This is a genomic window from Hyphomicrobium sp. NDB2Meth4 (assembly GCF_900117445.1).
Taxonomy (GTDB): domain Bacteria; phylum Pseudomonadota; class Alphaproteobacteria; order Rhizobiales; family Hyphomicrobiaceae; genus Hyphomicrobium_A.
This window is the reverse complement of sequence record NZ_FPEJ01000013.1, coordinates 764768-787066: the sequence shown is the minus strand read 5'-3', so window position 1 is coordinate 787066 and position 22299 is coordinate 764768. Positions and strand designations below refer to the sequence as shown.

The window sequence follows — 22299 nt, the reverse complement described above, 5'->3', positions numbered from 1 at the left end:
AAAGTGCTCCTAGCGGCCTTTGAACTGCGGCTTGCGCTTTTCTTTGAACGCGAGCCGGCCTTCCGCGTAGTCCTCGCTGTCGAAGCAGGCCGCCACTGCCGCATCCATTGCGGCGATGTCCGGTGTCTGCGGATTGCGCGTCAGCTCATCGATGGTGCGCTTGGCGGCGCGCACAGTGAGCGGCGCGTTAGCTGCGATCTCGCCGGCGAGGGCCCGGGTCTTTTCCTCTAGCTCCCCAGTCGTCACCACGGTGTTGACGAGCCCCATGTGGAGTGCCTCTGCAACCTGGAATCGCCGTCCGGTAAACATCAGCTCCTTGGCATGGGCTGGGCGAACCGCGGCGAGCAACGGGCGGACCCAGCGGGCATTGTAGCCCAAGCCCAGCTTGGCGGCGGGAATAGCGAACTGAGCGGCCTCGTCGGCGATGCGGATGTCGGCACACAGGGCGATTGCCAGTCCACCGCCGAGGCAAAAGCCGTGGATCATCGCGAGCAGCGGCTTGCTGCACCCGCTGAGGGCGCGGAAAGCGGCGTCGTTCAGCTCGTCATAGGCGTGCGTGGCGCCGCCGGTGCGGGCGCTATCGAACTCGGAGATGTCGGCGCCGGCTGAGAAGGCCCGGGTGCCTTCGCCCCGCAACACGATGACGCGGATGGCCTCGTCGGCTTCGGCGGCGGCGATCAGACGCGGTACGGCTTCCCACATCGACGCGGTGAAGGCGTTCATGCGGGCGGGATTGCTGGCAATAATGAAGCCGATATCGCCGTCGCGCTCGAGGCGCAGCCCAGGCTGGTCGGCAGCCGCTTCTGACATCAAAATTCCCCCTTTGGGCTCGCGTCTTATACAGCAGGGAACGGCCTTCAGCTGCAAGCGGGCAGGTCGTCTCAAGTTGTCCCGGTTCGCAGTATCGAGGGGCAACTTTCGAAAAGCATGTGCCGCTCTAGGGCGTTGACGCCGCGGCGGCATGTTTGTACGCCCATCAGGAGCCGGGCGTGCGGTACCGGCGGAGTTGGCATGCGCCGAGTGCGCAAGGAGTGCGACATGGCAGCCAAGACGCGTTCGGCGGCCGACGGCAAGGTGCAGTCCTACGATCCGATCTGGTCGGAGATCCGCCGCGAGGCCGCGAGCGCGATGACTGCTGAACCCGCGCTCGGCAGTTTCATCTATGCGACTTTGTTGAGCCACGACCGGCTGGAGGAGGCGATCTGCCACCGGCTTGCACAACGCCTGGATCACTCCGAGGTCGAGGCCGTTCTCATCAACCAGACATTTCAATCACTGCTGCAAGCGCGCCCCGATCTGGGCGGAATCTTCCGTGCCGATCTGGCGGCGGTGTTCGACCGCGATCCGGCGTGCCACCGCTACATCGAGCCGCTGCTCTACTTCAAAGGATTCCACGCTCTCGCCACGCATCGGTTCGCGCATGAGCTGTGGGAAGCGGGACGGCGTGACTTCGCCCTGTTTCTTCAAAGCCAGTCATCGCGCACGTTCGGGGTCGACATCCACCCGGCGGCGCGGTTCGGCCAGGGGATCATGATCGATCACGCCACAGGTATCGTGGTCGGTGAGACGGCCGAGGTAGGCAACAACTGCTCGTTCCTGCATGGCGTGACCCTCGGCGGCAGCGGCAAGGAAATGGGCGACCGGCATCCGAAGATTGGCGAAGGTGTGCTGATCGGCGCAGGGGCGAAGGTGCTCGGCAATATCACCGTGGGCGATGGATCGCGCGTCGCCGCGGGTAGCGTCGTGCTGCATGACGTGCCCCCGCATGTGACGGTGGCCGGTGTGCCTGCCAAGGTCGTCGGCTCGTCGGGATGCGCTGAACCGGCGCTCGAGATGGAGCAGACCTGGGTTGATGATTTCGGCGGCCTGTGAATTCGCTACGATTTTAAACAGCGGTGCCCTGATGGTGCCCGAGGAGAAGCACGTGGATCCAAAAGAAATCGCTCGCCTGCAGGCCTATCTGCGCAAGACGTTCGGCACGCCTTCGCTGGAGGTCCGGGCGCGTCCGAAGAAGAAGGACTCTGCGGAGGTCTTCGTCGATGGCGAGTTCATAGCGGTCCTGTTCCGCGAAGAGGAAGAGGGTGAGGTCTCGTATCAGTTCCAGATGGCAATTCTCGACGTAGACCTGGAAGGGGTCTGATCGGGCATGGCGCTCTATGAGCTCGATGGCGTGCGCGTAGAGACGCCAGGTGAAGGACGCTACTGGGTTGCGCCGACAGCAGTCGCGATCGGCCGGGTTATTCTGGAGGAGGACGCCAGCGTCTGGTTCGGCAGCGTGCTGCGGGGCGACAATGAGCCGATCCGCATTGGCGCGCGTTCGAACGTGCAAGAGGGCTGCGTCCTGCACACCGATCCGGGCTATCCGCTGACGATCGGGGCTGACTGCACCATTGGCCATATGGTCATGCTGCACGGGTGCACGATCGGACGCGGTAGCCTGATCGGCATCGGCTCCATCATTCTCAATGGGACGAAAATCGGCGAGGAATGTCTGATCGGCGCGAATACGCTGATCCCCGAGGGTAAGGAGATTCCGCCGCGCTCGATGGTGCTGGGCTCTCCCGGCAAGATCATTCGCCAGCTCAGCGATGAAGATGTCGCGCGGTTTGGCGCGGCGGCCGGGCGCTACGTGAGCAACTGGAAGCGGTTTGCAGCTGGGATGAAGCCGCAGGTGTAAAGCGAAAGCCGCAGACATTGGATGCCTGCGGCTTCGTAGTTCATTCGATGATCGGCTGTTCTATTCGCGGCTGCGGTTCTCAGAGCTGGAAAGCGCCGTTGCCAGCGGGCCCTGGCGGGTGTCGAGGGCAACCCACACCTTAGGATTGAGGTACGACTGGCGCATCACGTACTGGTAGGGCGTCTTGCTCCAGAGGCGGATCTCTTCGATCTTGTTGTCGAGAACGAAATCGCCCTGAACGGTGCGGGCCGTGAGCACAGCGTGGCCTTCGCCCTTTTCATCGCGCACGACCGTCATCAGCAGTGCGCTGACGGGCCAGCCCTTGGCGATGAGGTTGTGGCGCTTAAGCAGAGCGTAATCCTCGCAGTCGCCGCGGGTGCGGGGCATGGTCCAGTACTCATTGACACCGTACACTTCGAGGTCGGTTGCAGGTGCGATCTCGTGGTTCACCGAGCGGTTGACCTCGTCGAGCTCCTTCAGGTGCTCGGCCGTGGCGTTGAAGCGACTTTCCTGACCGTGGTCGGGTGCGCACTCATCGGGGTTCGCCTCGCAGAAGCGGACGAAGCCGTGCGGCGGCTGGGCAGGACCAAAGATGCGCATGAACTGAACTGCGCGGTTCGAAGCGCCGGCCTCTTGATCAGGCTTTTGAATGTTCGATACGCCCTGTGCACATACGGCCGTGGTGGCGAGCATGCTCCCGATGAGGACAATGGCGCTGACGTGAACCCGCTGCATGACAGAAAACCCCGTTACTCTTCCTCTCCAAGCTACGCGACAGAACTCGAATTACGCTGAAGCCACGGCCGTGGATTTGAGATGAAAAACTCGTGCTTCGTTTACGTGGATGACTGGTGTCTTAAGGCAGTGCTGAACGCGACGGGGACGGCGTCGCCCTCGTTTACAAAATCAACCGCGATGCCGCGTTCATGGTGGCGCACGACGACTGCGCGGCGTTTGTCCACCATGATTTGCGAACCCAGAGGGGGGCGTGCCGGCGTGACAATGGCTGCGCCCGATAGCGAGATGTCGTGCAGGGGACACACCATGGTGTTGCCGTCCGGCAAGATGATCAAAGCGGCCTCATCGGCGGAGACGCGCGGATAAAGCCGTGCTTCGTCTTCGGGTGTTTCGGCTTGGGCGGCGAGGCGCGGTATCTGCATCGCGAGCTTGTCCAGCTTGCGTTGCGTGCCGCTGATCGTCATGGCGAAGCTGCCGGGAAAGAGCCGGACGACCGAGCCTTCGAGGCCCCCAAGATGGGTCAGATAGACGATGAGCTTTTCACCGACGCGCAACGGCACCGGCGTTGTCATCGCGGCGCTTTCGACCGAGATATCAATGAGGCGGCAGGGGTAGTCGAGCTTGTCCTGGCGCATGAACCGGCCCGGCAGGCTCAGGGCGTAGCGCGGATGGCGACGCTGGTCTTGCCCTGTGAACTGGGCATCGACCCCATTCATTGGCCGATATTGGTCCGCACTCGTAGACATGGCCGTTCCTGTGAGTGGATCGCTGCGCGAACCGAGTTCACTTGAGCCTGTCAAAAACGCGTACGGGGGAGGCTCGTTCCTGGCGACTATGCAGGCGAGCGGTTTAACGAACGGCTAATCGCCGCGTCATTTCTGTATGGACTAGGGTAAGTGACTGTTTGAACAGTTGGAAATTTCGGGGGTAGGGTCTTACACTTTATCGCCGTCACCGCGGCTGAGGCCGCCTTCGAAAACGCGGAACTGGCGGTGGTCGGAGCGCACGACACGTGCGTGGGTGCCGGGAAGCATCACGGGGACCGGTGTGTCGGTGGCGGGATGCTTCTGGGCGGCGTTGTCGATGCCCGCGGGCCAGGTGAGTTCCTGGGAAATAATGCGCTTTGACGTCAAAGGCAGTTCGCCGAGCCACTGCGGGGGATCGAGCGGAGCCAGCGCACCCAGTACGCGGTCGATGGTGTCGCCGGTATGGCGCAGCGGGAGGAGGATGGCTTCGAATGACGTCGAAGCGCGCGCAACGGGAGCGGCTTCCAGGTGAATGGTCTCGATCGCACCCTGTTTGCTGAGGGCTGCGAGGTGACGCACGAGGGACGTACGATCCGAGTGAGACCAGCCGGAGAGAAAGTTTGTGCCTCGCAACTCCGAGCCAAACATATCGCAGACGTGGGTGCCGGCGAGACGGAAGCGATAGGTCTCCGGGTCAAGGCGCTCCAAGATGAATGTCGATGGGAGGATGCCCGCGATCTTGCCCGGGTCGATCTCGAAGCGACGCGGAGTGGCCCGGTTTCCGCGGACCTTGTCCCAGTAGGTAAAAAGCGTCTGACTAGTCTTGTGCTTCAACTGCATACGCGAACCAGTTCTTGCTCTGTACCCCCGCAAGGGCCGGTTAACAGCCGTGCCAGATTGGGACAGTCGGTTCCAATCCTCACGTTCCCCTGGCTTCAGGAGCAGCAACCGTGCCAGCGCTTTGGGCGGGGCAAGTGCGCTGCGCTGCCCGGTTGCCCGGCATCTGCGCTACCGTTAACTCTGCGTGGGCCCGGTCCGGGCGTACCAAATTGAGAAGGAAGCCCCCGTGGAACGACACGAGCCGATGTTCAATATCCACGGGGCTGTGCTCGGGTTGCTCGGCGCAATGATTGCCGTGCATGTCGTGCGCTTGGCGCTGCCGGAGAACTGGGATGCGTGGCTGACGTGGGCACTGGCATTCGTGCCTGCGCGCTATGCGGGATATGCGGCGGAGCTGCCGGGCGGCGATGTCACTGCCGTCACTTCATTCCTGACGCACACGCTGGTGCACGGTGACTGGGTGCACCTGGGACTTAACGCAGCGTGGCTCGTCGCGTTTGGCGGTGCGGTTGCCAATCGCGTCGGTGCAGTGCGCTTTCTGGCATTGTTCGCATTCTGCTCTGTGATTGGTGCAGTTACTTTCCTCATATTCAATCCAGGGCTACTCAGTCCGATGGTTGGTGCATCGGGCGGAATTTCCGGACTGATGGGCGCGACCATGCGCTTTCTTTTTCCGGCAATCGATGGACGCGGTCTTGCCGCACTGCGGGAAGACCCGGGATCGGTGCGGGCAATGCCGCTGCTCGTGACGCTTAGCGACAAGCGCGTTGTTGCGGTGACGGCCGTGTTTCTCGCCGCAAACATCCTTGCAGTGCTTGGCATCGGCAGCGTCGGGCTCAGTGGAATTGCCTGGGAGGCCCACATCGGCGGATACTTTGCCGGACTTTTATTCTTCGGCTTCTTTGATGCACCGCAAACTGACGATTCATCGGAACAGGATATTCTGCATTGAAGTTCTTGCATCAATGACGTGATTAAAGCACCATGATCCAATACCGCGTTAGCGGTGCTAAAAAGCAGACGACACAATGCGTCGCCTGCCGGATCGAGGTGCCGGATCAGCATCCGCGAAATTTCGCGTTCCGGACTTCGGCTGTCAGAGCGCAGTGGGAGGAGATGCAATGAATATTGGGCAGATACTGAAGGCGAAGGGCCGAGCAGTGGCGACTGCACGGCCGGACGTTACGCTTCTAGAAATCGCGAACAAACTGGCTCAGAAGAAAATCGGCGCCATCGTCATCGTCGGCGATCGGGGCGACGTGGTGGGCATCGTTTCGGAGCGCGACGTGATCCGCAAGCTCGGCGAGCGTGGGCCGGAGGTGTTGAACGAGCCGGTATCGCAGACCATGACCTCGGCGGTCATCTCGTGCCAGGAATCGAGCACGCTCGACGAACTCATGGAGATCATGACGCAAGGGCGCTTCCGCCACGTGCCGGTCATCGAGGACGGTGCGCTCGTCGGCATCGTGTCGATCGGCGACATCGTGAAGAACCATATCGCCGAAGTGGAAATGGAAGTGACCGCGATGCGCGGCTACTTCGTCACCGGCTGATTATTTGGCGAGCCTGCGTTGAGCGGGCTCGCCGATTACCGCGACAATCCAAAAAATCATGCGTTGGTGTAGATGCCTGAATGGGCGCCTGGTGCGTGCTCGCGGGCATCGATCTCGCGGTGCATTTCCGCGAGGTGGCGCTTTGCTGCTTCCTCGCCGCGGCGAATGAGCTCGTCGGCTCTGTGGAAGTCGAACAGCCCGACGTCAGACAAGCGCAGGTTGATCATTGCATCAGGTGGATCGCCGGCGAGCCGCGAGCGAGCGATCCGGTCCTGCACGATGTTGAACGCTTCCACCATCACCTTGGAAATGCCCGGTGTTGCTTCGCTCTTGCCGAGCACCTGACGCTTGAGCAAGCCACGCACGGTCTTCCCATTAGTGCCGTTCGCGGTGGGTGGATCCATTTCGGCGACGAGATCGGGCTCCAAATGTGGGACGACGGTTCCGCGGCCGCAAATGTCGAAGTTGAGATTGACGGCGATGACGTAGCGCGCGCCGTGGGCACGGGCGACCGACACCGGGATCGGATTGACGAGCGCGCCGTCGAACAGCCAGCGGCCGTTGATTTTGACCGGGCGGAAGATTCCGGGGAGCGCGTAGGAAGCACGAACGGCGTCGGCGAGACGGCCGCGCGAGAGCCAGATCTCATGGCCCGTGCCGATCTCGGTTGCGACCGCAGTGAAGTGCGGCTCCAGATCTTCGATGTGCAGATTGCCGAGCTGCCGCTCAAGGCGGTCGCACAGACGCTGGCCATTGATCAGCGCGGTGCCGGCAAAATTGAAGTCGAGATAGCCGAAGATGCGGCGGCGCGTTAGCTCGCGAGCGAATTCCTCTAGCGCATCGAGATGTCCGGCGGCGTGGCATGCGCCGACGACTGCGCCAATAGAGGTGCCGACGATGATGTCAGGCTTTATTCCGGCTTCCACGAGTGCTTTGAGAACACCTATATGCGCCCAGCCGCGTGCAGCACCACCACCGAGTGCTAGACCGATCTTCGCCTTGGCCATATGTCCACCTGCTCTCGCGTTTGTGCCCGCCGTGCCCCGGTGTGATGTGCCCCTTGATCAAAGCGAGAGGCTTGTCGCCCCAAGTACGACTCAAAGAGCCGCACCTGAAATTCAGCATACGCTTTAGATATAGGGGGCCAAGATTAACCTTGCACTATGAGGCGAACCCGTCTCGCAGTGCGGCGGAGCAAACGCAGTTGCAGCAATGTTTTCCAGATCGGAAACTTACGTGTCAGCGTCGGGCGCAAAAGCCAGATGCGCCGCGGCTGGGGCATCGGCGGGCAATGGAAGCACGCGATAAAAGCAGCTTCGCCGGCCGGTGTGGCAGGTTTTGCCGTCCCCTTTGACGTCAACGCGGAGCCAGACGACGTCCTGATCGCAGTCGGTGCGCATTTCGACGACGTTAAGCATGTTTCCGCTTTCCTCGCCCTTCTTCCAGAGCTTGCCGCGCGAGCGGCTCCAGAAATGGGCAACGCCGGTCTCGATGGTGAGGGCGAGTGCGTGCGCGTTCATGAAGGCGAACATCAAAACTTCGCCCGAGTGCGCGTCGGTGACGATGGCTGGGATGAGACCATCGGCATCGAACTTCGGGGTGAAGTCGAGACCGGATTCGATTTGCGCCTTGGCGCCCCGGGGGGCGAACGCATCGGGCTTGGTCGAGGACATGCGAGACCTTGTCGGTGTGCGGGGCTTAAGCGGGCGTGGCCGAGCCAATGGCATCGAGGAAGCGGCGGCGCCAGCGATCCTCGTCGCGGAAGACGCCGGTGAAGTGCGATGTCTCCATGACGGCTCCGGGTTGGTTGACCTCCGATAGCGTCATGCATTGGTGCGTGGCGCGGATCAGCACGGCAACGCCCAGCGGCTCGAGGCCGCTCTGGATGGTTTCACCAATCTGAGCGGTGAGAGATTCCTGGACCTGCAGTCGCCGGGCAAAGATGTCGACGATGCGCGCGAGCTTCGACAGGCCTACAACGCGGCGGTTCGGCAGATATGCGACGTGCGCAACGCCGGTGAAGGGCGCGATGTGGTGCTCGCAATAACTTTCGAGCCGGATGTCGCGGAGCAAGACCATGTCGGCGTAGCCGGAGACGTCCTCGTAGGTGCGGGCGAGCTCCGCTGCCGGGTCCTCGTGGTAGCCGCGGAAGCGTTCCTCGAAGGAGGCGGCGACGCGCTTGGGGGTATTGGCGAGCCCTGGCCGGGAGGGGTCGTCGCCGAGCCAGGCCAGCAGCGTGCGCACAGCCTGTTCGGCCTCGTCGCGCGAGGGCCGGACGGGGTTGGCGCTGTGCAGCTTTGGGCCGGACGCGTTGGTCAAGGTCGTCTCCTAGAATGGCCGGTACCGGGCTGGCGAAGTGGCAGGATAGTACCGCGACGGCCTTACCGGGTGTGCTGAGGCGGCGGGCGCCTTATATTATCGGAGGTCCGCCGCCTGGATGGAAGCTGGCGGGCACTGGAAAACTGCAGGGGCGCATAGCTTAGATGGCTGACCTTGACGCGATCTACAACTCGAAGCTCCTGGAGCTGGCCGCGCACATACCCCACTGCGAGCGGCTTTCCAATCCGGATGCAACGGTGACGGCCCATTCCAAGCTGTGCGGGTCGACGGTGACGATCGACCTCAATCTGGAAAACGGTGTCGTGACCGGCTTCGGGCAGTCGGTGAAGGCGTGCCTGCTGGGGCAGGCGACGTGTTCTGTGGTCGGCAGCCATATCGTCGGGGCCCGCGTGGAGGAGGTGCGCCAAGCGGGTGGCCAGATGCGGCGCATGCTGAAGGAAAATGGCGCCACGCCGACTGGGCGGTTTGCAGATCTGGCTGTGCTCGAACCCGTTCGGCACTATAAGGCGCGGCATGGCTCGGTGCTGCTGATCTTCGACGCGCTGGAGCGCGCCATCGCGGAGATCGAAAGCAAGCAGCCGGGCGAGCGGGCGAGCGCTGAGAGCGCTTAAAGAATGCAGGTCGCAAATGGCGGTGATCCGCGATCCGATGAATCTGCCGGGCCGGCGGAGCACGATCTATCCGGCGGAATTTGCCGCGGGCTTCGATAAGCGCATCAAGCGCGCGCTCGGCGATGCTGGCGGCCTGACCCAGTTCGGCGTCAACCTAACCACGCTGGAGCCGGGCGGAGTGTCCTCGTTGCGCCATTGGCATGCAAAGGAGGACGAGTTCATCTTCATCCTGGAAGGCGAAGCGGTGCTCGTCACTGAGGCCGGCGAGGAATTGCTGGGCGCCGGTATGGCGGCGACGTTTCCTGCCGGGGTGCCGGATGCACACCAGCTCGTCAATCGTTCGAATGCGCCCGTGAGTTATCTGGAAATCGGCACGCGTGCTGAGGATGACGAGGCGAACTATCCCGATATCGATTTGCGGTTCCTCAAACGCGAGGGGCAGCGCAGTTTCGTGCGAAAGTCGGGCGAGCCCTACGAATGAGTCTCGCCGGCGCGATCTTGAAGGTTCCCATCCATGTGTACCGCTGGACTCTGAAGCCCTATGTCGGGTGGAGCTGCCGGCACGTGCCATCGTGCTCGGAGTATGCGCTGGAAGCGATTGACAAGAACGGGGCCTGGCGCGGCTTTTGGCTGACGGTGTCGCGCTTGTCGCGGTGCCATCCGTGCGGTACGCGGGGGCATGATCCGGTGCCCGATCTGAGCCACGAGCATCATGCTTTCGCTCCGTGGCGTTATGGGCGCTGGTCCTGGAAAGAGCCGAGGAAAAGCTAAGTGCAGTGGTCCGATGAGGGCATCATCCTGTCGGTGAAGGCGCACGGGGAGACGGCGGCGATCGCCGAAGTCTTCACGCGAGCGCATGGCCGCCATCTTGGGATGGTGCACGGGGGACGTTCGCGCAAACTGCGGCCCGTTCTGCAAATGGGCAATCACGTCGATGCGACGTGGAAGGCGCGGCTGGCCGAGCAGCTCGGGCATGTGGCTGTCGATCTGCGCAAAGGCTATGCGGCGCAGTCAATGGACGATCCGCTGGCACTGGCAGGTTTATCGTCGCTATGCGCGTTGGCGCGACTGCTGCCGGAGCGCGACCCGCATCCGTCACTGTTCGAGATCGCGCTATTCGTGCTGGGATATCTCGACGAGCCCGAGGTGTGGCCGGCGTTGATGGTGCGCTGGGAGCTCGCGCTGCTGGACGAGTTGGGTTTCGGCCTGGATCTATCCTCGTGCGCGGCGACAGGCAGTAACGACAACCTGATCTATGTTTCGCCGAAGTCTGGTCGCGCGGTGTCGGAGAGCGCTGGCGAGGACTACAAGGATCGTTTGTTGGCGCTGCCGCAGTTCCTCAGCAAAGCCAGACAGGGAACGACGCCGACGCTGGCCGATGTCATTGCCGGGCTGGAACTCACCGGGCATTTCCTCGAGACGCGCGTTCTGCTGCCGCGCAGTGAGGCAATGCCGTCAGCGCGCGTACGCTTCAAGGATTTGATGGGCAGGCGGGCGGCGCAGGCGGCTTAGTCGCGACCAGAGCTCTGGCCGCCGACTTCGACCGTTACGCCGGCGGATGTCGGCTTCAGAGAATAGACTTGCCCAGCGCGCGTTTCATAGCGCGCTTTGACGTTCGGGGCGGCGGCAGTCTCAAAAGCAATGGTTCCGGGCAGGCAGGAGGTGTGCGTGATGATCTGGCGCGGGGAAACGGTGTTGGCCGTTTCGTTGAAGCGATAAGCGATCGGGCGCGGCGCCTCGTTGCGGATCTTGAAGCTGTATTTTGCCGTTTCGGGCCGTGCGAACAGCTGGACGGCGATGTATTTGGGCTCGGTTGGCGAGGCGCGTACCACACCGACGCCTGTCTCGGTAACGTGGGGCAGCAGCATATTCTTCCGATGCCCGGGCGAGTTCTCCCAGCCAGTGACGGCTCGGCGGGCATATTCATCGGCGGTGAAGCCGCGCGTCGCGAGGATCGAGGCGAGGTTTTCGCCGACCTGGCAATACGTGTAGCCGGAGCTTGCGACGCGCTGCGCTGGGGTCGTTCCGTCTGCGGTGTGCGACAGTTCTTGATAGGCGGTGAGCTTTTTCGCGTAGGCGCGGGCCGCGGCAGCAAGTTTCGGGTTCTGGCGAACGGGGGCGAGCTTCTGCGTGGCGCGGAAGGCGTTCGTCATCTCGATGATCGCGCTTTCAGCAGCAGGCGGATCGGGCAACACGGGCATCAGCTGTCCTCGCGAGAGGTCTCGACGTGGAACTTGTGCAGGACGCGATGGAAAATCGGCGCGAGCACGAAGCCGGTGGCGATGACGACGATCAAGCCCGAATAGAGCGCGTAGAAGCCGGCGAAGATTTTGCCCGCCTGAGAGTGAAGCTGCGAGGCCGGGCCCATGCTCGATAATATCATCGAGGCATTGAGAAACGCATCGGTCAGCGTCATGCCTTCGAAGTACATATAGCCGGCAATCCCGATCACAAGGCTCGGGACGATCAGAACCATGGCAAGGCCGATGGCGCGGGCCATGCGCTCGGCAAAGGCGATGCGCGTCGCCACCTTCTGATGGCGCTTCTCAAACTTGGTGAGGCTCAATTCGATGGCCGGTCCTCCTGTCGGATCGCGCGGAATCTAAGCCCTTTCCAGGATGGCAACAATGTGCGCATCGCCATTATGCGCCTGTTGTTCGTGCGGCTATACTGTCTGGTTCGTGCCGCGCTTTGGCGGCCGGCAGAATTCGAGAGCTGAGAGACTGAAATGAGCCGCGCGTTTGTCAAGGAACAGGATAGCGTCGACGAGCTGCCTGACCGCTTGATTTCCGAGCATCCCAACCTTGTGACCAAGGAGGGCTTGGCGCAGATCGAGGGCGAGGTGCAGAAGCTCGATGCGGCGCACGCTGCGGCTCAAGCTGAAGGCGATCGCGAGGCAATGGCGACCACTGCGCGCGACCTGCGCTATTGGAGTTCGCGACTGGCAACTGCTGAGCTGGTGCCGCTCCCCGCGGACAACGATCAGGTGCAGTTCGGCTCGACCGTAGAGATCGCGCGTGACGACGGGCGCCGGCAGACGTACCGCATCGTGGGTGAAGACGAGGCCGATCCGGCCAAGGGCTCGATCTCGTATGTCTCGCCGCTTTCACGCCAGCTGGCGGGAAAATCCGTCGGGGACATCGTCAAGGTCGCGGGTGCGGAAGCGGAGATCGTGGCGATCAGCTAGCCGGCGGCGCGAACTTTAGCTGCCTTGGCCGATGGGGAAAACGTGGCTCCAGCTGGCGCCGTCGCTATCGCGCGCGTCGATACGCAGGGCCGTCGCGCCGTTGGTGCGATAGTCGAAGTCGATGACAGGGTCCTGGGCCAACGTCATCGAACCCTGCATGGAAAACACGCGCTCGTCGCCCTGGCGTACTTCGACATCGGTCAGGATGCGCAGCGGCACATACAGTAGCGTGAGCTGATCGAGCACCATGCCGGTATGGTTGGGGTGCATGATCTTGAGGCGTGCGCGCGGTTCGATTTGCGTGGCGGCGCCTTGCTTGGACAGCGGCTCGAGCGTCATGTTGCCCATTGTCGCCGCGATCTGCTCGGGGCTGCCGGAGGGCGGTGCCGAGCATGCTGCCTGGCCTCCGGCGAAACGCACGAAGCGCTCGGCCATATAGAGCTGGCCGTCGGAGGCCTCGACGATGGCGCGAACGTCGGTGGCGGCGTTGAGGCGCAGCTTGGTTGAGAGATGCACGTGCTCGCGGGTGCCGCCGAACTCAAAGCGCGCGGCAACTGGCGATGGGTTCTCGTCGACGATCAGCGTGACCGCGCGGATGCTGCGGCCATCGGCGAATTTCGCCTCGACGTCGATTGGGGTCGCGCGCTGATCCAGCGGGCGGAAGGGGGCTTCGAGGTGCACAAGATCGCCGGCGGGGGTGATGGTACGCTCGGCGAAGAGGCTGCTGCGGATCTCGTCCCAGGCATTGCCGGCATTTGCAGGGAGCGCCGAGCCGAGGACCAAGCTCACGGCGGCGGTGCAGGCGAGCAGCAGTCGGGCGCGGCGCATCTGGCGATTCTCTCGTTCTTCTTTGGCGAAGTGAGTATGCCCATTGCCATTCGTTCCCACAATGGCCGACGTTAATGGCTGGTCTTGGCGAGGGCGATCGTTCCTGGTATTGAGCCGCCGTCGGTGATCGGCAGCTTCGCGCTGCCAACGGCCGTAAGCGTTCACGTGAGGCAACGCATCCAACCCGGCTCTGATGCTGGAGGGATGCGATTTGACATTGCCCACCACGTCCGCGAGCCGCACCGAAAGTCTTCAAATATGTCTATCGTTCAACGCTCAACGCGCCGGCGTCTGCCCGCGCAGTACGCCTCGGTGATCATGCCGTTGGTGCTGTCACTGCTTATGACGTTCGTCGTCTCGGCCATTTCGACCTGGAAGAGCCCCGGCTTCGGGCCGTCGTTCCTTTCGACTTGGCCCGTGGCTTGGGGATTGTCCTGGCTGGTGGCTTTTCCGACCTTACTGATCGTGCTGCCGATCGTTCGGCGCATCGTCGGACTGGTCGTCGAGCCGCCTTTGGCGGGCCGGTGATCGCGACGTATAGGGCTGGAGGCGGCTTTCGGGTCGCCTCCGTCCCCTTGAGGTAATGGCGTTAGGTCGTCTTTGGCCTTGTTGCGCCCGCTCGGGCAGTCGTTCGGGAGCTGAGCCAACTAAGCCGCTCACGCGCGGCGATGCCGACGTTGACCACAAGGCATCGCAGCCAATCCTTGAGACCAAGGGTGCGGACATTCCAAAGGAATGATCGAAAGCCAATATACACGGCGGCACACATCATGGCTGAAATATACAACGATTATATCCGTTTAATGGTAATCGACAACTACTGGTTGCGACATAATCGGTTTGGATAGTTACCGGCAAGCTGGCTTGCGATGCCGAGGCAGCGGCGAAAGCCGGTCAGGTCCGACAGGGCGGAAGTGGGAGACACTTCCTGGGTTACGAATTCGCCACCGGCGTCGAGAATGGCGATCGCAATCATAAGGTTCTCGGCTAGTCCAAAATCTTCGATGTCGGCCGCGCTGCTTTGCGGGTCCCATACGTGTCCCACGGCCGCGGCCGTCGCGCGAACGCGGGTGGCGTAGTCTGCGGTGGTGTTGGAGTAGCCGAGCACCGGCTTACCGAGCGCCTGCATAAAGCCGATCTCGAATGCCGTGCCAGCGTCGATGGAAATTGATCGGAACGGCGTGCAGTTGGCGATGACGAGGTCGCACGAGCGCATCAGGCTTTCATTGCCGTGACTGATACGGCGGGCGAGTTCCTGTGGCGGCAGGTGCGCTGCGCCTTCGATGGCGTTGTCGAGCGGGTAGACACCTTCGAAGCCATACTCGGCACAGATGCGCTTTTTAGCTTCGCCCTGCTGAACAGCATCGGGGAAGAAGACCTCCGGCCCAGCGAGGTAGATGCGTAGCGGCGTATCAGGCATTTGCGGCTTGGAGTGCCTTGATCTCATGTTCGTCCTGATCGGGGTGCGGTGAAGCGACGATGCGCTCGGCCGGCTTCTTGATCAGAGCGACAAGCGTATAGCTGATGATCAGCAACAGGAACCAGGAACCGAACTTTCCTGCACTGACCATCGACCAGGCGGCGTGCTGGTTCGGATAGAGCCAGGTCTTGGTGAAGGTGCCGACATTTTCGGCCATCCAGATGAACGAGGTGACGAGCGCTAGTCCCAGCAGCAGCGGCATCCAGCGGTACTCGCGCCAGTTGACGAAATAGACGCGCGTACGGGCGAAGAGAACGGCTGCAGCCAGAAACAGTGCCCAGCGCATGTCCGGCATATAGTGGTGCGTGAAGAAGTTGACGTAGATCGCAACGCTGAGTACGACGAGCCAGCCAGTCGAAGGGTGCGCTTTGAACTCGAAGTGGAACAGCGTCCAGGCGCGGCAGATGTAACTGCCGATGCACGAGTACATGAAGCCGGAAAAAAGCGGCACGCCGGCGATGCGAAAGAAGCAGTCCTCGGGGTAGATCCATGAGCCCACCGAGGTCTTGAAGATTTCCATGATCGTGCCGACCAAGTGATAGGCAGCGATGACCTTGGCCTCTTCCATCGTCTCCAAGCGGAAGATGAGCAGCATGGCCTGCAGCGAGAGCGCGGCAAGGAAGAGAAAGTCGTAGCGCGCCAGTGCGGCGTGGGGCGGATAAAACAGGTAAGTCGCAATCAGCAACGATACCATCAGGCCGCCAAACAGGCAGGCCCAGGCTTGCTTCATGCCAAAGCGAAGGAACTCGTAGAGCGCCGCCGTTGCCCGGCGACGTCCCATGCGGGCGGCGATGAGCGCTTCGACGTCGATGAACTGGCGGAGCACTGGCCATGCCGCGGCGCCGCTGCGGCTCGTCATCTCGTCATCGCGCACGTTGGAACTCGCTGGGAAGGATGCAGACCGACCGAGTGTGGCGGCGCAGTGCGCCCAAATTTCGGCTGCGGTTCGGCCTCCGCTAGATGAGTTCGGCGGCGGCGCGGGCGACTGCGGCCAGGGCCTTCTCGCGGGCTTCCGGTGAAGCTCCAGGTGCCGTCAGGTAGGCGGCAATGATGAGCGGGGGATGGTTTGGTGGCCAGACGATGGCGACGTCGCTGGTCGTGCCTTTGCAGGTGCCCGTTTTGTCGCCGACGCGCCAGTCAGACGGCAGGCCGGCGCGGAGGCGTGCGTCGCCGGTCTTGTTGGCGATGAGCCAGTCGAGCAGCTGCTTCTCGTTTGTTTTGGACAGGACATTGCCGAGCAGGATGCGCTGCACGGTGTAGGCCATGGCGCGGGGCGTGGTGCCGTCGCGGAAATCACCCTCGGGCACGTCATTGAGGGCAGGTTCAGCGCGGTCGAGACGCGTTGCCTTATCGCCGAGTGTGCGCAGCCAGTTCGTGAGGGCTTCAGGTCCACCGAGGGTCTTGAGAAGCACGTTGGCTGCGGTGTTGTCGCTGCGGCTGATGGCGGCCTCGCAAAGTGCCGCGATGGTCATGCCTTCGCCGCCGACCTGCTTTTCCGTGACGGGCGAGTAGGGGACGATTTCGTCCTTCGCAATCACGATGTGGCGGTCGAGCTTTTCCTCGCCGTTATCGACGCGGACGAGAACCAGGGCAACGGCAAGGAGCTTGAAGGTGCTGCACAGCGGGAAGCGCTCAAACTGGTTGCGGGCGTACAACTCGCCGGTCTTGGTGTCGATGATGGCGACGCCCAGCTTGCCCTTGATGCCAGCTTCGATCTCGGCGAGCGTGGCGTCGATGTCCGACGCCGCGGCGTTGGCGGGGCTCATCGCTACATGAGCGGCGGCAATGGCAAGGGCGGCCGCGAGGGCCTCGCGGCGGCTGATCGCAGGCATATCTGTCTCCCGAACGTTTCTTGTGCAGCGGCGACGTCTGCCGCTCACCGCATCGACGGCGTTGGCCGAAGTTCAGTTATGGGAGATCGGTGCCCAGCACCAGGAAACTATTGGCCGCGCTGCTTGCCGTTTCTTCCGGTGTCGCCGCGCGCGGCACGCGACGACGAGTACTTTCTGCGTGGCGAGGCGCAGATAATCAGTTGCGAGCCGTGAGGCCGAGCCAGCCGAGCGTCGTGGCGATGATGCCGGCGACCCAGCTTACCCAAACCGGGATGGCCGTCGATGCAACTTCAACATTCCAGCCGCCGACAGCGCGGGTCAGCTGAACGAGGGCGATAGCCAAGAAGATGGCGCCGGCGATGTATGAGAATGTTCTGGCAGTCATGTCGCTTCCTCCGCAGCTAAGCGGGAAGCATGGCGCAATCGTTCTACTAGCGCGTGGACAAAGCCGATAAAATTGAAGCCCCCGAAGGATATTCTCCCGCGGGGGCTCGATGTTCGGCTGATGTCGATCAGTCTCAGTTGTCGAGGAAGGAGCGCAGCTTGCGCGAACGGCTCGGGTGCTTGAGCTTGCGCAGGGCCTTGGCCTCGATCTGACGGATGCGTTCGCGGGTGACCGAGAACTGCTGGCCGACTTCTTCCAGCGTGTGGTCGGTGTTCATGCCGATGCCGAAGCGCATACGCAACACGCGCTCTTCACGCGGGGTGAGCGACGCCAGCACGCGGGTGGTGGTCTCGCGCAGGTTAGACTGAATGGCGGCGTCGATCGGGAGCACCGCGTTGCGGTCCTCGATGAAGTCGCCCAGGTGTGAATCTTCCTCGTCGCCGATCGGCGTTTCGAGCGAGATCGGCTCCTTGGCGATCTTCAGAACCTTACGCACCTTCTCCAGCGGCATCGCCAGCTTTTCGGCCAGCTCTTCTGGGGTCGGCTCGCGGCCAATTTCGTGCAGCATCTGGCGCGAGGTGCGCACGATCTTGTTGATGGTCTCGATCATGTGCACGGGGATACGGATGGTGCGTGCCTGGTCGGCGATCGAGCGGGTGATGGCCTGACGGATCCACCACGTGGCGTAGGTCGAGAACTTGTAGCCGCGGCGGTATTCGAACTTATCGACCGCCTTCATCAGGCCGATGTTGCCTTCCTGGATGAGGTCGAGGAACTGCAGGCCGCGGTTGGTGTATTTCTTGGCGATGGAGATGACGAGGCGGAGGTTCGCTTCGACCATTTCCTTTTTGGCTTGGCGGGCTTCACGCTCGCCCTTCTGCACCGCTTTGACGATGCGGCGGAACTCGGTGATTTCGAGACCGGTTTCGGAGGCGAGCGTGTGGATGTCGCCGCGCTGCTTCTCGATGCGGGCCTTCTCGTTCTTGACGAACGTCTGCCACTTGCGACCAAGGCCGCTGACACGATCGAGCCAAGTCTGATCGAGCTCGTTGCCGAAGTACTCGTCGATGAATGCCTGGCGCGGCACGCCGCACGACTCTGCAAGGCGCATCAGCTGGCCTTCGAGACCAACGAGCTTCTTGTTGATGCCGTAGAGCTGCTCGACGAGGCTTTCGATACGGTTGTTGTTGAGCGACAGGCTCTTCACGTCCGCGATGATTTCCTCGCGGTGCTTGTCATAGGCCTTCTGCTCCTTCTTGGAGCCCTGCTCACCGGCGACCTGCTGCTCGAGCTTCTTGTCCTGCTGCTTGCGCAGCTTCTTGTAGGTGGAGGCGATGCGGTCGAACGTCTCGAGGACCTTTGGCTTCAGCTCGGCTTCCATGGCGGCGAGCGAAAGCGCGTTCTCGTAGTCGTCCTCGTCATCCATCTCGCCTTCGGCTGGCGTCTCGGATGAGCCTTCCTCGGCTTCGGCTTCTTCGCCTTCGCCCAGCGCAGGAGGCGGCTGCTTGGCCTCGGGGCCTTCGTAGGTGGCTTCGAGATCGATGATGTCGCGGAGCAGAATCTTGCCTTCGTTCAGCTCGTCGCGCCAGATGATGATGGCCTGGAAGGTCAGCGGGCTTTCGCACAGGCCAGCGATCATCGCCTCGCGGCCGGCTTCGATGCGCTTGGCGATGGCGATTTCGCCCTCGCGCGACAGAAGCTCAACGGAGCCCATCTCGCGCAGGTACATGCGCACTGGATCGTCGGTGCGCTCGGTCGGCTCGGAGCGGGTGCTGGTGGTGGCGAGGGCGGACTGAGGCGCGAGGGCACGGCCACCGCTTTCCTCATCGTCGGTGTCGTCGGCGCCGGCTGCTTCCTGGCCTTCTTCGCCTTCCTCAGTGTCGACAACGTTGATGCCCATATCGGACAGCATCGCCATCGTGTCCTCGATCTGCTCGGAGGACACTTCTTCGGAGGGGAGAACGGAATTCAGCTCGTCATAGGTGACATAACCGCGGGCCTTCGCGGTCTTCAGCAGCTTCTTGACGGCCTGATCGGAAAGGTCGAGGAGCGGGCTGTCGCGCTCGGGGGCGTCACCCTGCTTGTCCTGGTCCTCATTCTTCGGTGCCGGCGCCACTTTGGTGCGTCCGGTCGAGGCTTTCGTCTTAACGGCCTGTGCTTTCAAGGGCTCGCATCCCGCTTTGTCAGCGCCTGACGGCGTGCGACGTTACGTCGCAATGGCTTTCAGTTCCGGTGAAACACCAGGGCGTGCGCATGCCGAAGGTGTCCACCCCTTTGATCCCTGCACTACCCGCGCCGCACGCGCGGGTCACATAGCGCTCGTCTCACCCCTCGCACGCAAAGAGCACGCCAGAACAACTGGTTAATCTGCTGAGACGGGTTCGCTTGCCCTTGCAAGCAGGCCCTGGATCTCGCAGATGCGCGCAAGCGCGTCCTCGGAGCCGTCCCGGTGATAAGCCTGGACAGCGGCTTCGAGCGACTTCTGCAAGCCGACCTGCCTCTCATGCAGCGCGAGGGCGTGGCGCCAGCCAGCTTCCACCTCGGCCCGCGGGGCATCAGGCTCTGCGAAACGATCGCTTCTATGCGTAACGGAACGCTCCACAAGGTCTACGACCTTGCCGAGGCCCGCATCGCTCAATTGGGAGCGTAAGCGTGCGCTGTCAAGCTCATTTTCCACAGCTTGGCTCGCCAGGATCATATCTCGCAGCCGTGCCATGGGCTGGGAGGCCAGGGTGGCAGCGGCAATCTCTTCGGCATGCTCGTCAATCAACCAGGGGTGATTGAGCAGCGTTTTCAGTAGTAAGGCTTCGCGCGGCGGGGCCAGTTCGGCACGCGATGACAACTCGGGGCTGGCGGCAGCACGGCGTGGTGCGACGATGGGAAACGTCGCGGAGCCGAGGCGGGCACGCTCGCGCAGACGCCAATCGGGGGTGGCATTGTTGCGCCGGGCAGGGCCGTTGGCCGACTTGCGCGGCCCCTGGCCGCGAGCGATCTCGCGCACCACGGTGCGGTTAAGGGCGTAAAGCGTCTCGCGCAGCTCACGCTCGTACTGGGCACGCACGCTGCCATCGCCGATCTTGCCAACCATGGCAGCGAGTCGGCTTTCGAATGCGGCGCGCTGCTCGGGGGTGGAAAGGTCCTGGCCTTGAGCCTCGCGCTCCCACAGCACGTCAAAGAGCGCGCGCGTTTTTGCAAGTTCGTCGGCGAAGGCTTGCGGTCCGCTCTGGCGCACGAGGTCGTCCGGGTCAAGCCCGCCGGGCAGGAATGAAAAGCGGACGCTGTGGCCGGGTGTCAGCAGCGGCAGCACCGTCTCGACGGCACGGAAAGCGGCCTTACGGCCAGCCGCGTCGCCGTCGAAGCACAGGGTCGGCTCGTCGACCATGCGCCAAAGCAGCTTCACCTGATCTTCGGTGAGGGCAGTGCCGAGCGGGGCGACCGTCTCTGGGAAACCCGCTTCGCTCAGCGAGATGACGTCCATGTAGCCCTCGACGACGACGATGCGCGATTTGTCGTGTGCGGGACCGCGAGCGCGCTGAGCGTTGAAGAGGATGTGCCCCTTATGAAAGAGGGGCGTTTCCGGCGAGTTGAGGTATTTGGCCGGTGCGTCGGGGGCGAGCGCGCGACCGCCAAAGGCAATTGCGCGTCCGCGCAGGTCGGTGATGGGAAACATGACGCGATGGCGGAAGCGGTCATAGGCGACGGGGATGTCCTCGCCGCCGATGAGCATGCCAGAGGCGATCATTTCCTCGACCTTGAAGCCGGCAGCCGCCAAGTGCTGGCGCAACGCCGACTTATCGTTGGGCGCATAGCCGATCTTGAAGGCGGCGATGGTCTCGCGCTTCAGGCCGCGTTTTTCCAGGTAGCGGCGGGCTTCAGTGCCAGCGCCGGACTTCAGCGCTTCTTCAAAGAAGGCCTGAGATATCTCGATGATCCGGTAAAGGCGGTCGCGCTCGTCTTCGCGCGCTTCATCGTGTGCCGACACCTTGGGCATCGGCACACCGGCCTCGGCGGCGAGGCGCTCGATGGCCTCGGGGAACGAGAGCCCTTCCGTTTTCATCAGGAAGGTGAAGATGTCGCCGTGCTCACCAGAGGCGAAGCAGTGGTAGAAGCCCTTCTGGTCATTGACCGTGAAGGAGGGGGTTTTCTCCATTTTGAAGGGGGAGAGGCCCTTGTATTCACGCCCAGCGCGCTTCAACGCCACTTTGCGGCCGACGACCGAGCTGACGCTGATGCGCGCGCGGATCTCTTCCAGAAAGTTTGGCGGATAGCGCATTCGAATCCATTGCCAAGTGTCGGACGAGCAATAAACAACGCGGGGCGCGCTCGTTACGCGCAACGTATCGCCTGATTCGCTTGTGTCCCGGCGTGGCACAAGTGCGCTGTCACCGATGTGCACAGGCACCCATTCCGCCAAGTGCCGGTGGGGACGCACTCCAGACGACAGCCGCCCGTGACCGCAGGGTGCTACTTCAGCAGGTCTTTGGTGAGGGCCGAGGCTTTGCCGAAGTCCATCTGGCCCGCGTATTTGGCTTTGAGCGCGGCCATGACCTTGCCCATGTCCTTCGGGCCAGCGGCGCCAACTTCCTTGATAATGGCGGCGATGGCCGTCTTGGCCTCGTCTTCGCTCATCTGCTTGGGCAGGTAGGCCTCGATGACGTTGATCTCGGCCTGCTCCTTGTCGACGAGGTCCTGGCGGCCACCGGCCGTGTACTGGTCGATGGAATCGCGCCGCTGCTTCACCATCTTGGCGAGCACCGAAAGGATGTCGGTGTCGGAGATCTTGTCCTTGCCCGAGGGGCGGGCCTCGATGTCGGCTGCCTTGATCGCCGCATTGATGAGACGGAGCGTGCCGACGCGATCCTTCTCGCCGGCCTTCATCGCCGTCTTCAGGTCGTCGTTGATCTTGTCGCGCATCTTAAGCCTCCATTGCTCGTCGGCGTGTTTAGGCACGTCGCCCGCCGGGCGCAAGCGATCGTCCTGTTGGCGGCGCGTCAGGTCGCAAGGCCACGCTGTTGACCGGGCGTTGCCCTTACCATAGGTTCCGGCCGCATTCCGCCCTTTCGCCCAGCGTGTGGCCGGTGC

28 protein-coding genes are annotated in these 22299 nt (G+C 62.6%); 11 read left to right on the top strand and 17 right to left on the bottom strand.

Going from position 1 to position 22299, the window contains the following annotated elements; translation table 11 throughout:
- Positions 1 to 9: 9 nt before the first annotated feature.
- Complete coding sequence (locus NDB2M4_RS18840; RefSeq protein WP_072377826.1) at positions 10 to 810, bottom strand: enoyl-CoA hydratase; 801 nt, start codon at positions 808 to 810, stop codon at positions 10 to 12.
- Between the two features lie 228 nt (positions 811 to 1038).
- Between NDB2M4_RS18840 and cysE the strand changes: the two genes are divergently transcribed.
- Genes cysE through NDB2M4_RS18825 form a run of 3 tightly spaced genes read left to right on the top strand, consistent with a single transcriptional unit; the run spans position 1039 to position 2677 of the window.
- Positions 1039 to 1872, top strand: coding sequence for a serine O-acetyltransferase (gene cysE / locus NDB2M4_RS18835; RefSeq protein WP_072377824.1), 834 nt, complete (start codon positions 1039 to 1041; stop codon positions 1870 to 1872).
- 52 nt (positions 1873 to 1924) lie between these two features.
- Positions 1925 to 2140, top strand: a complete 216-nt coding sequence (locus NDB2M4_RS18830; RefSeq protein WP_072378335.1) for a DUF3126 family protein — start codon at positions 1925 to 1927, stop codon at positions 2138 to 2140.
- 6 nt (positions 2141 to 2146) lie between these two features.
- Positions 2147 to 2677, top strand: a complete 531-nt coding sequence (locus NDB2M4_RS18825) for a gamma carbonic anhydrase family protein (protein ID WP_072377822.1) — start codon at positions 2147 to 2149, stop codon at positions 2675 to 2677.
- 60 nt (positions 2678 to 2737) lie between these two features.
- Here NDB2M4_RS18825 and NDB2M4_RS18820 read toward each other — a convergent pair whose 3' ends face one another.
- From NDB2M4_RS18820 to NDB2M4_RS18810, 3 genes are all read right to left on the bottom strand, one after another.
- Positions 2738 to 3412, bottom strand: a complete 675-nt coding sequence (locus tag NDB2M4_RS18820) for a transglutaminase-like cysteine peptidase (RefSeq protein WP_244536229.1) — start codon at positions 3410 to 3412, stop codon at positions 2738 to 2740.
- Between the two features lie 101 nt (positions 3413 to 3513).
- Complete coding sequence (locus NDB2M4_RS18815) at positions 3514 to 4131, bottom strand: PilZ domain-containing protein (protein WP_171988143.1); 618 nt, start codon at positions 4129 to 4131, stop codon at positions 3514 to 3516.
- Positions 4132 to 4350: 219 nt separating this feature from the next.
- Positions 4351 to 5001, bottom strand: coding sequence for a PAS domain-containing protein (locus tag NDB2M4_RS18810; RefSeq protein ID WP_072377819.1), 651 nt, complete (start codon positions 4999 to 5001; stop codon positions 4351 to 4353).
- A 226-nt stretch (positions 5002 to 5227) separates the two neighbouring features.
- On the opposite strand from NDB2M4_RS18810, the gene NDB2M4_RS18805 reads away from it, so the two are divergent.
- Together NDB2M4_RS18805 and NDB2M4_RS18800 are read left to right on the top strand one after the other, a co-directional pair.
- The gene (locus NDB2M4_RS18805; protein WP_072377817.1) at positions 5228 to 5953 is read left to right on the top strand and encodes a rhomboid family intramembrane serine protease; all 726 of its coding nucleotides are present in this window, start codon (positions 5228 to 5230) and stop codon (positions 5951 to 5953) included.
- Positions 5954 to 6122: 169 nt separating this feature from the next.
- On the top strand, positions 6123 to 6554 hold the full coding sequence (locus NDB2M4_RS18800) for a CBS domain-containing protein (RefSeq protein WP_072377816.1): 432 nt from the start codon (positions 6123 to 6125) through the stop codon (positions 6552 to 6554).
- A 56-nt stretch (positions 6555 to 6610) separates the two neighbouring features.
- On the opposite strand, the gene NDB2M4_RS18795 is transcribed toward NDB2M4_RS18800, so the two are convergent.
- The 3 genes from NDB2M4_RS18795 to folE all read right to left on the bottom strand — a co-directional run bounded on the left by NDB2M4_RS18795 (position 6611) and on the right by folE (position 8873).
- Positions 6611 to 7561 (bottom strand): patatin-like phospholipase family protein, encoded by a 951-nt coding sequence (locus NDB2M4_RS18795; protein WP_072377814.1) that lies wholly within the window; start codon positions 7559 to 7561, stop codon positions 6611 to 6613.
- A 225-nt stretch (positions 7562 to 7786) separates the two neighbouring features.
- The gene (gene hisI / locus NDB2M4_RS18790) at positions 7787 to 8227 is read right to left on the bottom strand and encodes a phosphoribosyl-AMP cyclohydrolase (RefSeq protein ID WP_072377812.1); all 441 of its coding nucleotides are present in this window, start codon (positions 8225 to 8227) and stop codon (positions 7787 to 7789) included.
- A 25-nt stretch (positions 8228 to 8252) separates the two neighbouring features.
- Positions 8253 to 8873 (bottom strand): GTP cyclohydrolase I FolE, encoded by a 621-nt coding sequence (gene folE / locus NDB2M4_RS18785; RefSeq protein ID WP_139247379.1) that lies wholly within the window; start codon positions 8871 to 8873, stop codon positions 8253 to 8255.
- A gap of 164 nt (positions 8874 to 9037) precedes the next feature.
- On the opposite strand from folE, the gene NDB2M4_RS18780 reads away from it, so the two are divergent.
- Genes NDB2M4_RS18780 through recO form a run of 4 tightly spaced genes read left to right on the top strand, consistent with a single transcriptional unit; the run spans position 9038 to position 11017 of the window.
- Complete coding sequence (locus tag NDB2M4_RS18780; protein WP_072377810.1) at positions 9038 to 9505, top strand: iron-sulfur cluster assembly scaffold protein; 468 nt, start codon at positions 9038 to 9040, stop codon at positions 9503 to 9505.
- 16 nt (positions 9506 to 9521) lie between these two features.
- On the top strand, positions 9522 to 9986 hold the full coding sequence (locus tag NDB2M4_RS18775) for a cupin domain-containing protein (protein ID WP_083556591.1): 465 nt from the start codon (positions 9522 to 9524) through the stop codon (positions 9984 to 9986).
- Entirely contained in the window at positions 9983 to 10276 is a 294-nt protein-coding gene (yidD, locus tag NDB2M4_RS18770) for a membrane protein insertion efficiency factor YidD (protein ID WP_072377808.1), read from the top strand. The genes NDB2M4_RS18775 and yidD overlap by 4 nt, the downstream gene beginning before the upstream one ends.
- Complete coding sequence (recO, locus tag NDB2M4_RS18765) at positions 10277 to 11017, top strand: DNA repair protein RecO (RefSeq protein ID WP_072377806.1); 741 nt, start codon at positions 10277 to 10279, stop codon at positions 11015 to 11017.
- Here the strand turns inward: recO and NDB2M4_RS18760 are convergent.
- Together NDB2M4_RS18760 and NDB2M4_RS18755 are read right to left on the bottom strand one after the other, a co-directional pair.
- The gene (locus tag NDB2M4_RS18760) at positions 11014 to 11706 is read right to left on the bottom strand and encodes a CAP domain-containing protein (protein WP_072377804.1); all 693 of its coding nucleotides are present in this window, start codon (positions 11704 to 11706) and stop codon (positions 11014 to 11016) included. The genes recO and NDB2M4_RS18760 overlap by 4 nt on opposite strands.
- Positions 11706 to 12071, bottom strand: a complete 366-nt coding sequence (locus NDB2M4_RS18755; protein ID WP_083556589.1) for a hypothetical protein — start codon at positions 12069 to 12071, stop codon at positions 11706 to 11708. The genes NDB2M4_RS18760 and NDB2M4_RS18755 overlap by 1 nt, the downstream gene beginning before the upstream one ends.
- Before the next feature lie 162 nt (positions 12072 to 12233).
- Between NDB2M4_RS18755 and greA the strand changes: the two genes are divergently transcribed.
- Positions 12234 to 12692 carry a transcription elongation factor GreA gene (greA, locus tag NDB2M4_RS18750; RefSeq protein WP_072377800.1) on the top strand — a complete coding sequence of 153 codons (459 nt, stop codon included), beginning with the start codon at positions 12234 to 12236 and terminating at the stop codon, positions 12690 to 12692.
- A 15-nt stretch (positions 12693 to 12707) separates the two neighbouring features.
- Here greA and NDB2M4_RS18745 read toward each other — a convergent pair whose 3' ends face one another.
- Entirely contained in the window at positions 12708 to 13520 is an 813-nt protein-coding gene (locus NDB2M4_RS18745; RefSeq protein WP_072377798.1) for a quinoprotein dehydrogenase-associated SoxYZ-like carrier, read from the bottom strand.
- 258 nt (positions 13521 to 13778) lie between these two features.
- Between NDB2M4_RS18745 and NDB2M4_RS18740 the strand changes: the two genes are divergently transcribed.
- A complete protein-coding gene (locus NDB2M4_RS18740; RefSeq protein ID WP_072377796.1) occupies positions 13779 to 14048 on the top strand; it encodes a DUF2798 domain-containing protein in 270 nt (89 codons plus the stop codon).
- 289 nt (positions 14049 to 14337) lie between these two features.
- Here NDB2M4_RS18740 and NDB2M4_RS18735 read toward each other — a convergent pair whose 3' ends face one another.
- The 7 genes from NDB2M4_RS18735 to NDB2M4_RS18705 all read right to left on the bottom strand — a co-directional run bounded on the left by NDB2M4_RS18735 (position 14338) and on the right by NDB2M4_RS18705 (position 22131).
- Positions 14338 to 14940 (bottom strand): nucleoside 2-deoxyribosyltransferase, encoded by a 603-nt coding sequence (locus NDB2M4_RS18735; RefSeq protein ID WP_072377794.1) that lies wholly within the window; start codon positions 14938 to 14940, stop codon positions 14338 to 14340.
- Positions 14933 to 15874, bottom strand: a complete 942-nt coding sequence (locus NDB2M4_RS18730) for a DUF817 domain-containing protein (protein ID WP_244536228.1) — start codon at positions 15872 to 15874, stop codon at positions 14933 to 14935. The genes NDB2M4_RS18735 and NDB2M4_RS18730 overlap by 8 nt, the downstream gene beginning before the upstream one ends.
- Before the next feature lie 82 nt (positions 15875 to 15956).
- Positions 15957 to 16832, bottom strand: coding sequence for a class A beta-lactamase (gene bla, locus NDB2M4_RS18725; protein WP_072377792.1), 876 nt, complete (start codon positions 16830 to 16832; stop codon positions 15957 to 15959).
- Positions 16833 to 17028: 196 nt separating this feature from the next.
- A complete protein-coding gene (locus tag NDB2M4_RS18720; protein ID WP_072377790.1) occupies positions 17029 to 17217 on the bottom strand; it encodes a hypothetical protein in 189 nt (62 codons plus the stop codon).
- 133 nt (positions 17218 to 17350) lie between these two features.
- A complete protein-coding gene (gene rpoD, locus NDB2M4_RS18715; RefSeq protein ID WP_072378326.1) occupies positions 17351 to 19333 on the bottom strand; it encodes an RNA polymerase sigma factor RpoD in 1983 nt (660 codons plus the stop codon).
- 246 nt (positions 19334 to 19579) lie between these two features.
- Positions 19580 to 21490 carry a DNA primase gene (dnaG, locus tag NDB2M4_RS18710; protein WP_072377788.1) on the bottom strand — a complete coding sequence of 637 codons (1911 nt, stop codon included), beginning with the start codon at positions 21488 to 21490 and terminating at the stop codon, positions 19580 to 19582.
- Positions 21491 to 21681: 191 nt separating this feature from the next.
- The gene (locus NDB2M4_RS18705; protein ID WP_072377786.1) at positions 21682 to 22131 is read right to left on the bottom strand and encodes a GatB/YqeY domain-containing protein; all 450 of its coding nucleotides are present in this window, start codon (positions 22129 to 22131) and stop codon (positions 21682 to 21684) included.
- Between the last annotated feature and the right edge of the window lie 168 nt (positions 22132 to 22299).

What these genes read in the sequence shown, in the direction of transcription:
- NDB2M4_RS18840 (WP_072377826.1), bottom strand. Translation starts at nt 810, where the DNA reads ATGTCAGAAGCGGCTGCCGACCAGCCTGGGCTGCGCCTCGAGCGCGAC.
- cysE (WP_072377824.1), top strand. Translation starts at nt 1,039, where the DNA reads ATGGCAGCCAAGACGCGTTCGGCGGCCGACGGCAAGGTGCAGTCCTAC.
- NDB2M4_RS18825 (WP_072377822.1), top strand. Translation starts at nt 2,147, where the DNA reads ATGGCGCTCTATGAGCTCGATGGCGTGCGCGTAGAGACGCCAGGTGAA.
- NDB2M4_RS18820 (WP_244536229.1), bottom strand. Translation starts at nt 3,412, where the DNA reads ATGCAGCGGGTTCACGTCAGCGCCATTGTCCTCATCGGGAGCATGCTC.
- NDB2M4_RS18815 (WP_171988143.1), bottom strand. Translation starts at nt 4,131, where the DNA reads ATGAATGGGGTCGATGCCCAGTTCACAGGGCAAGACCAGCGTCGCCAT.
- NDB2M4_RS18810 (WP_072377819.1), bottom strand. Translation starts at nt 5,001, where the DNA reads ATGCAGTTGAAGCACAAGACTAGTCAGACGCTTTTTACCTACTGGGAC.
- NDB2M4_RS18800 (WP_072377816.1), top strand. Translation starts at nt 6,123, where the DNA reads ATGAATATTGGGCAGATACTGAAGGCGAAGGGCCGAGCAGTGGCGACT.
- NDB2M4_RS18795 (WP_072377814.1), bottom strand. Translation starts at nt 7,561, where the DNA reads ATGGCCAAGGCGAAGATCGGTCTAGCACTCGGTGGTGGTGCTGCACGC.
- hisI (WP_072377812.1), bottom strand. Translation starts at nt 8,227, where the DNA reads ATGTCCTCGACCAAGCCCGATGCGTTCGCCCCCCGGGGCGCCAAGGCG.
- NDB2M4_RS18780 (WP_072377810.1), top strand. Translation starts at nt 9,038, where the DNA reads ATGGCTGACCTTGACGCGATCTACAACTCGAAGCTCCTGGAGCTGGCC.
- NDB2M4_RS18775 (WP_083556591.1), top strand. Translation starts at nt 9,522, where the DNA reads ATGGCGGTGATCCGCGATCCGATGAATCTGCCGGGCCGGCGGAGCACG.
- yidD (WP_072377808.1), top strand. Translation starts at nt 9,983, where the DNA reads ATGAGTCTCGCCGGCGCGATCTTGAAGGTTCCCATCCATGTGTACCGC.
- NDB2M4_RS18760 (WP_072377804.1), bottom strand. Translation starts at nt 11,706, where the DNA reads ATGCCCGTGTTGCCCGATCCGCCTGCTGCTGAAAGCGCGATCATCGAG.
- greA (WP_072377800.1), top strand. Translation starts at nt 12,234, where the DNA reads ATGAGCCGCGCGTTTGTCAAGGAACAGGATAGCGTCGACGAGCTGCCT.
- NDB2M4_RS18745 (WP_072377798.1), bottom strand. Translation starts at nt 13,520, where the DNA reads ATGCGCCGCGCCCGACTGCTGCTCGCCTGCACCGCCGCCGTGAGCTTG.
- NDB2M4_RS18740 (WP_072377796.1), top strand. Translation starts at nt 13,779, where the DNA reads ATGTCTATCGTTCAACGCTCAACGCGCCGGCGTCTGCCCGCGCAGTAC.
- NDB2M4_RS18735 (WP_072377794.1), bottom strand. Translation starts at nt 14,940, where the DNA reads ATGCCTGATACGCCGCTACGCATCTACCTCGCTGGGCCGGAGGTCTTC.
- bla (WP_072377792.1), bottom strand. Translation starts at nt 16,832, where the DNA reads ATGCCTGCGATCAGCCGCCGCGAGGCCCTCGCGGCCGCCCTTGCCATT.
- NDB2M4_RS18720 (WP_072377790.1), bottom strand. Translation starts at nt 17,217, where the DNA reads ATGACTGCCAGAACATTCTCATACATCGCCGGCGCCATCTTCTTGGCT.
- dnaG (WP_072377788.1), bottom strand. Translation starts at nt 21,490, where the DNA reads ATGCGCTATCCGCCAAACTTTCTGGAAGAGATCCGCGCGCGCATCAGC.
- NDB2M4_RS18705 (WP_072377786.1), bottom strand. Translation starts at nt 22,131, where the DNA reads ATGCGCGACAAGATCAACGACGACCTGAAGACGGCGATGAAGGCCGGC.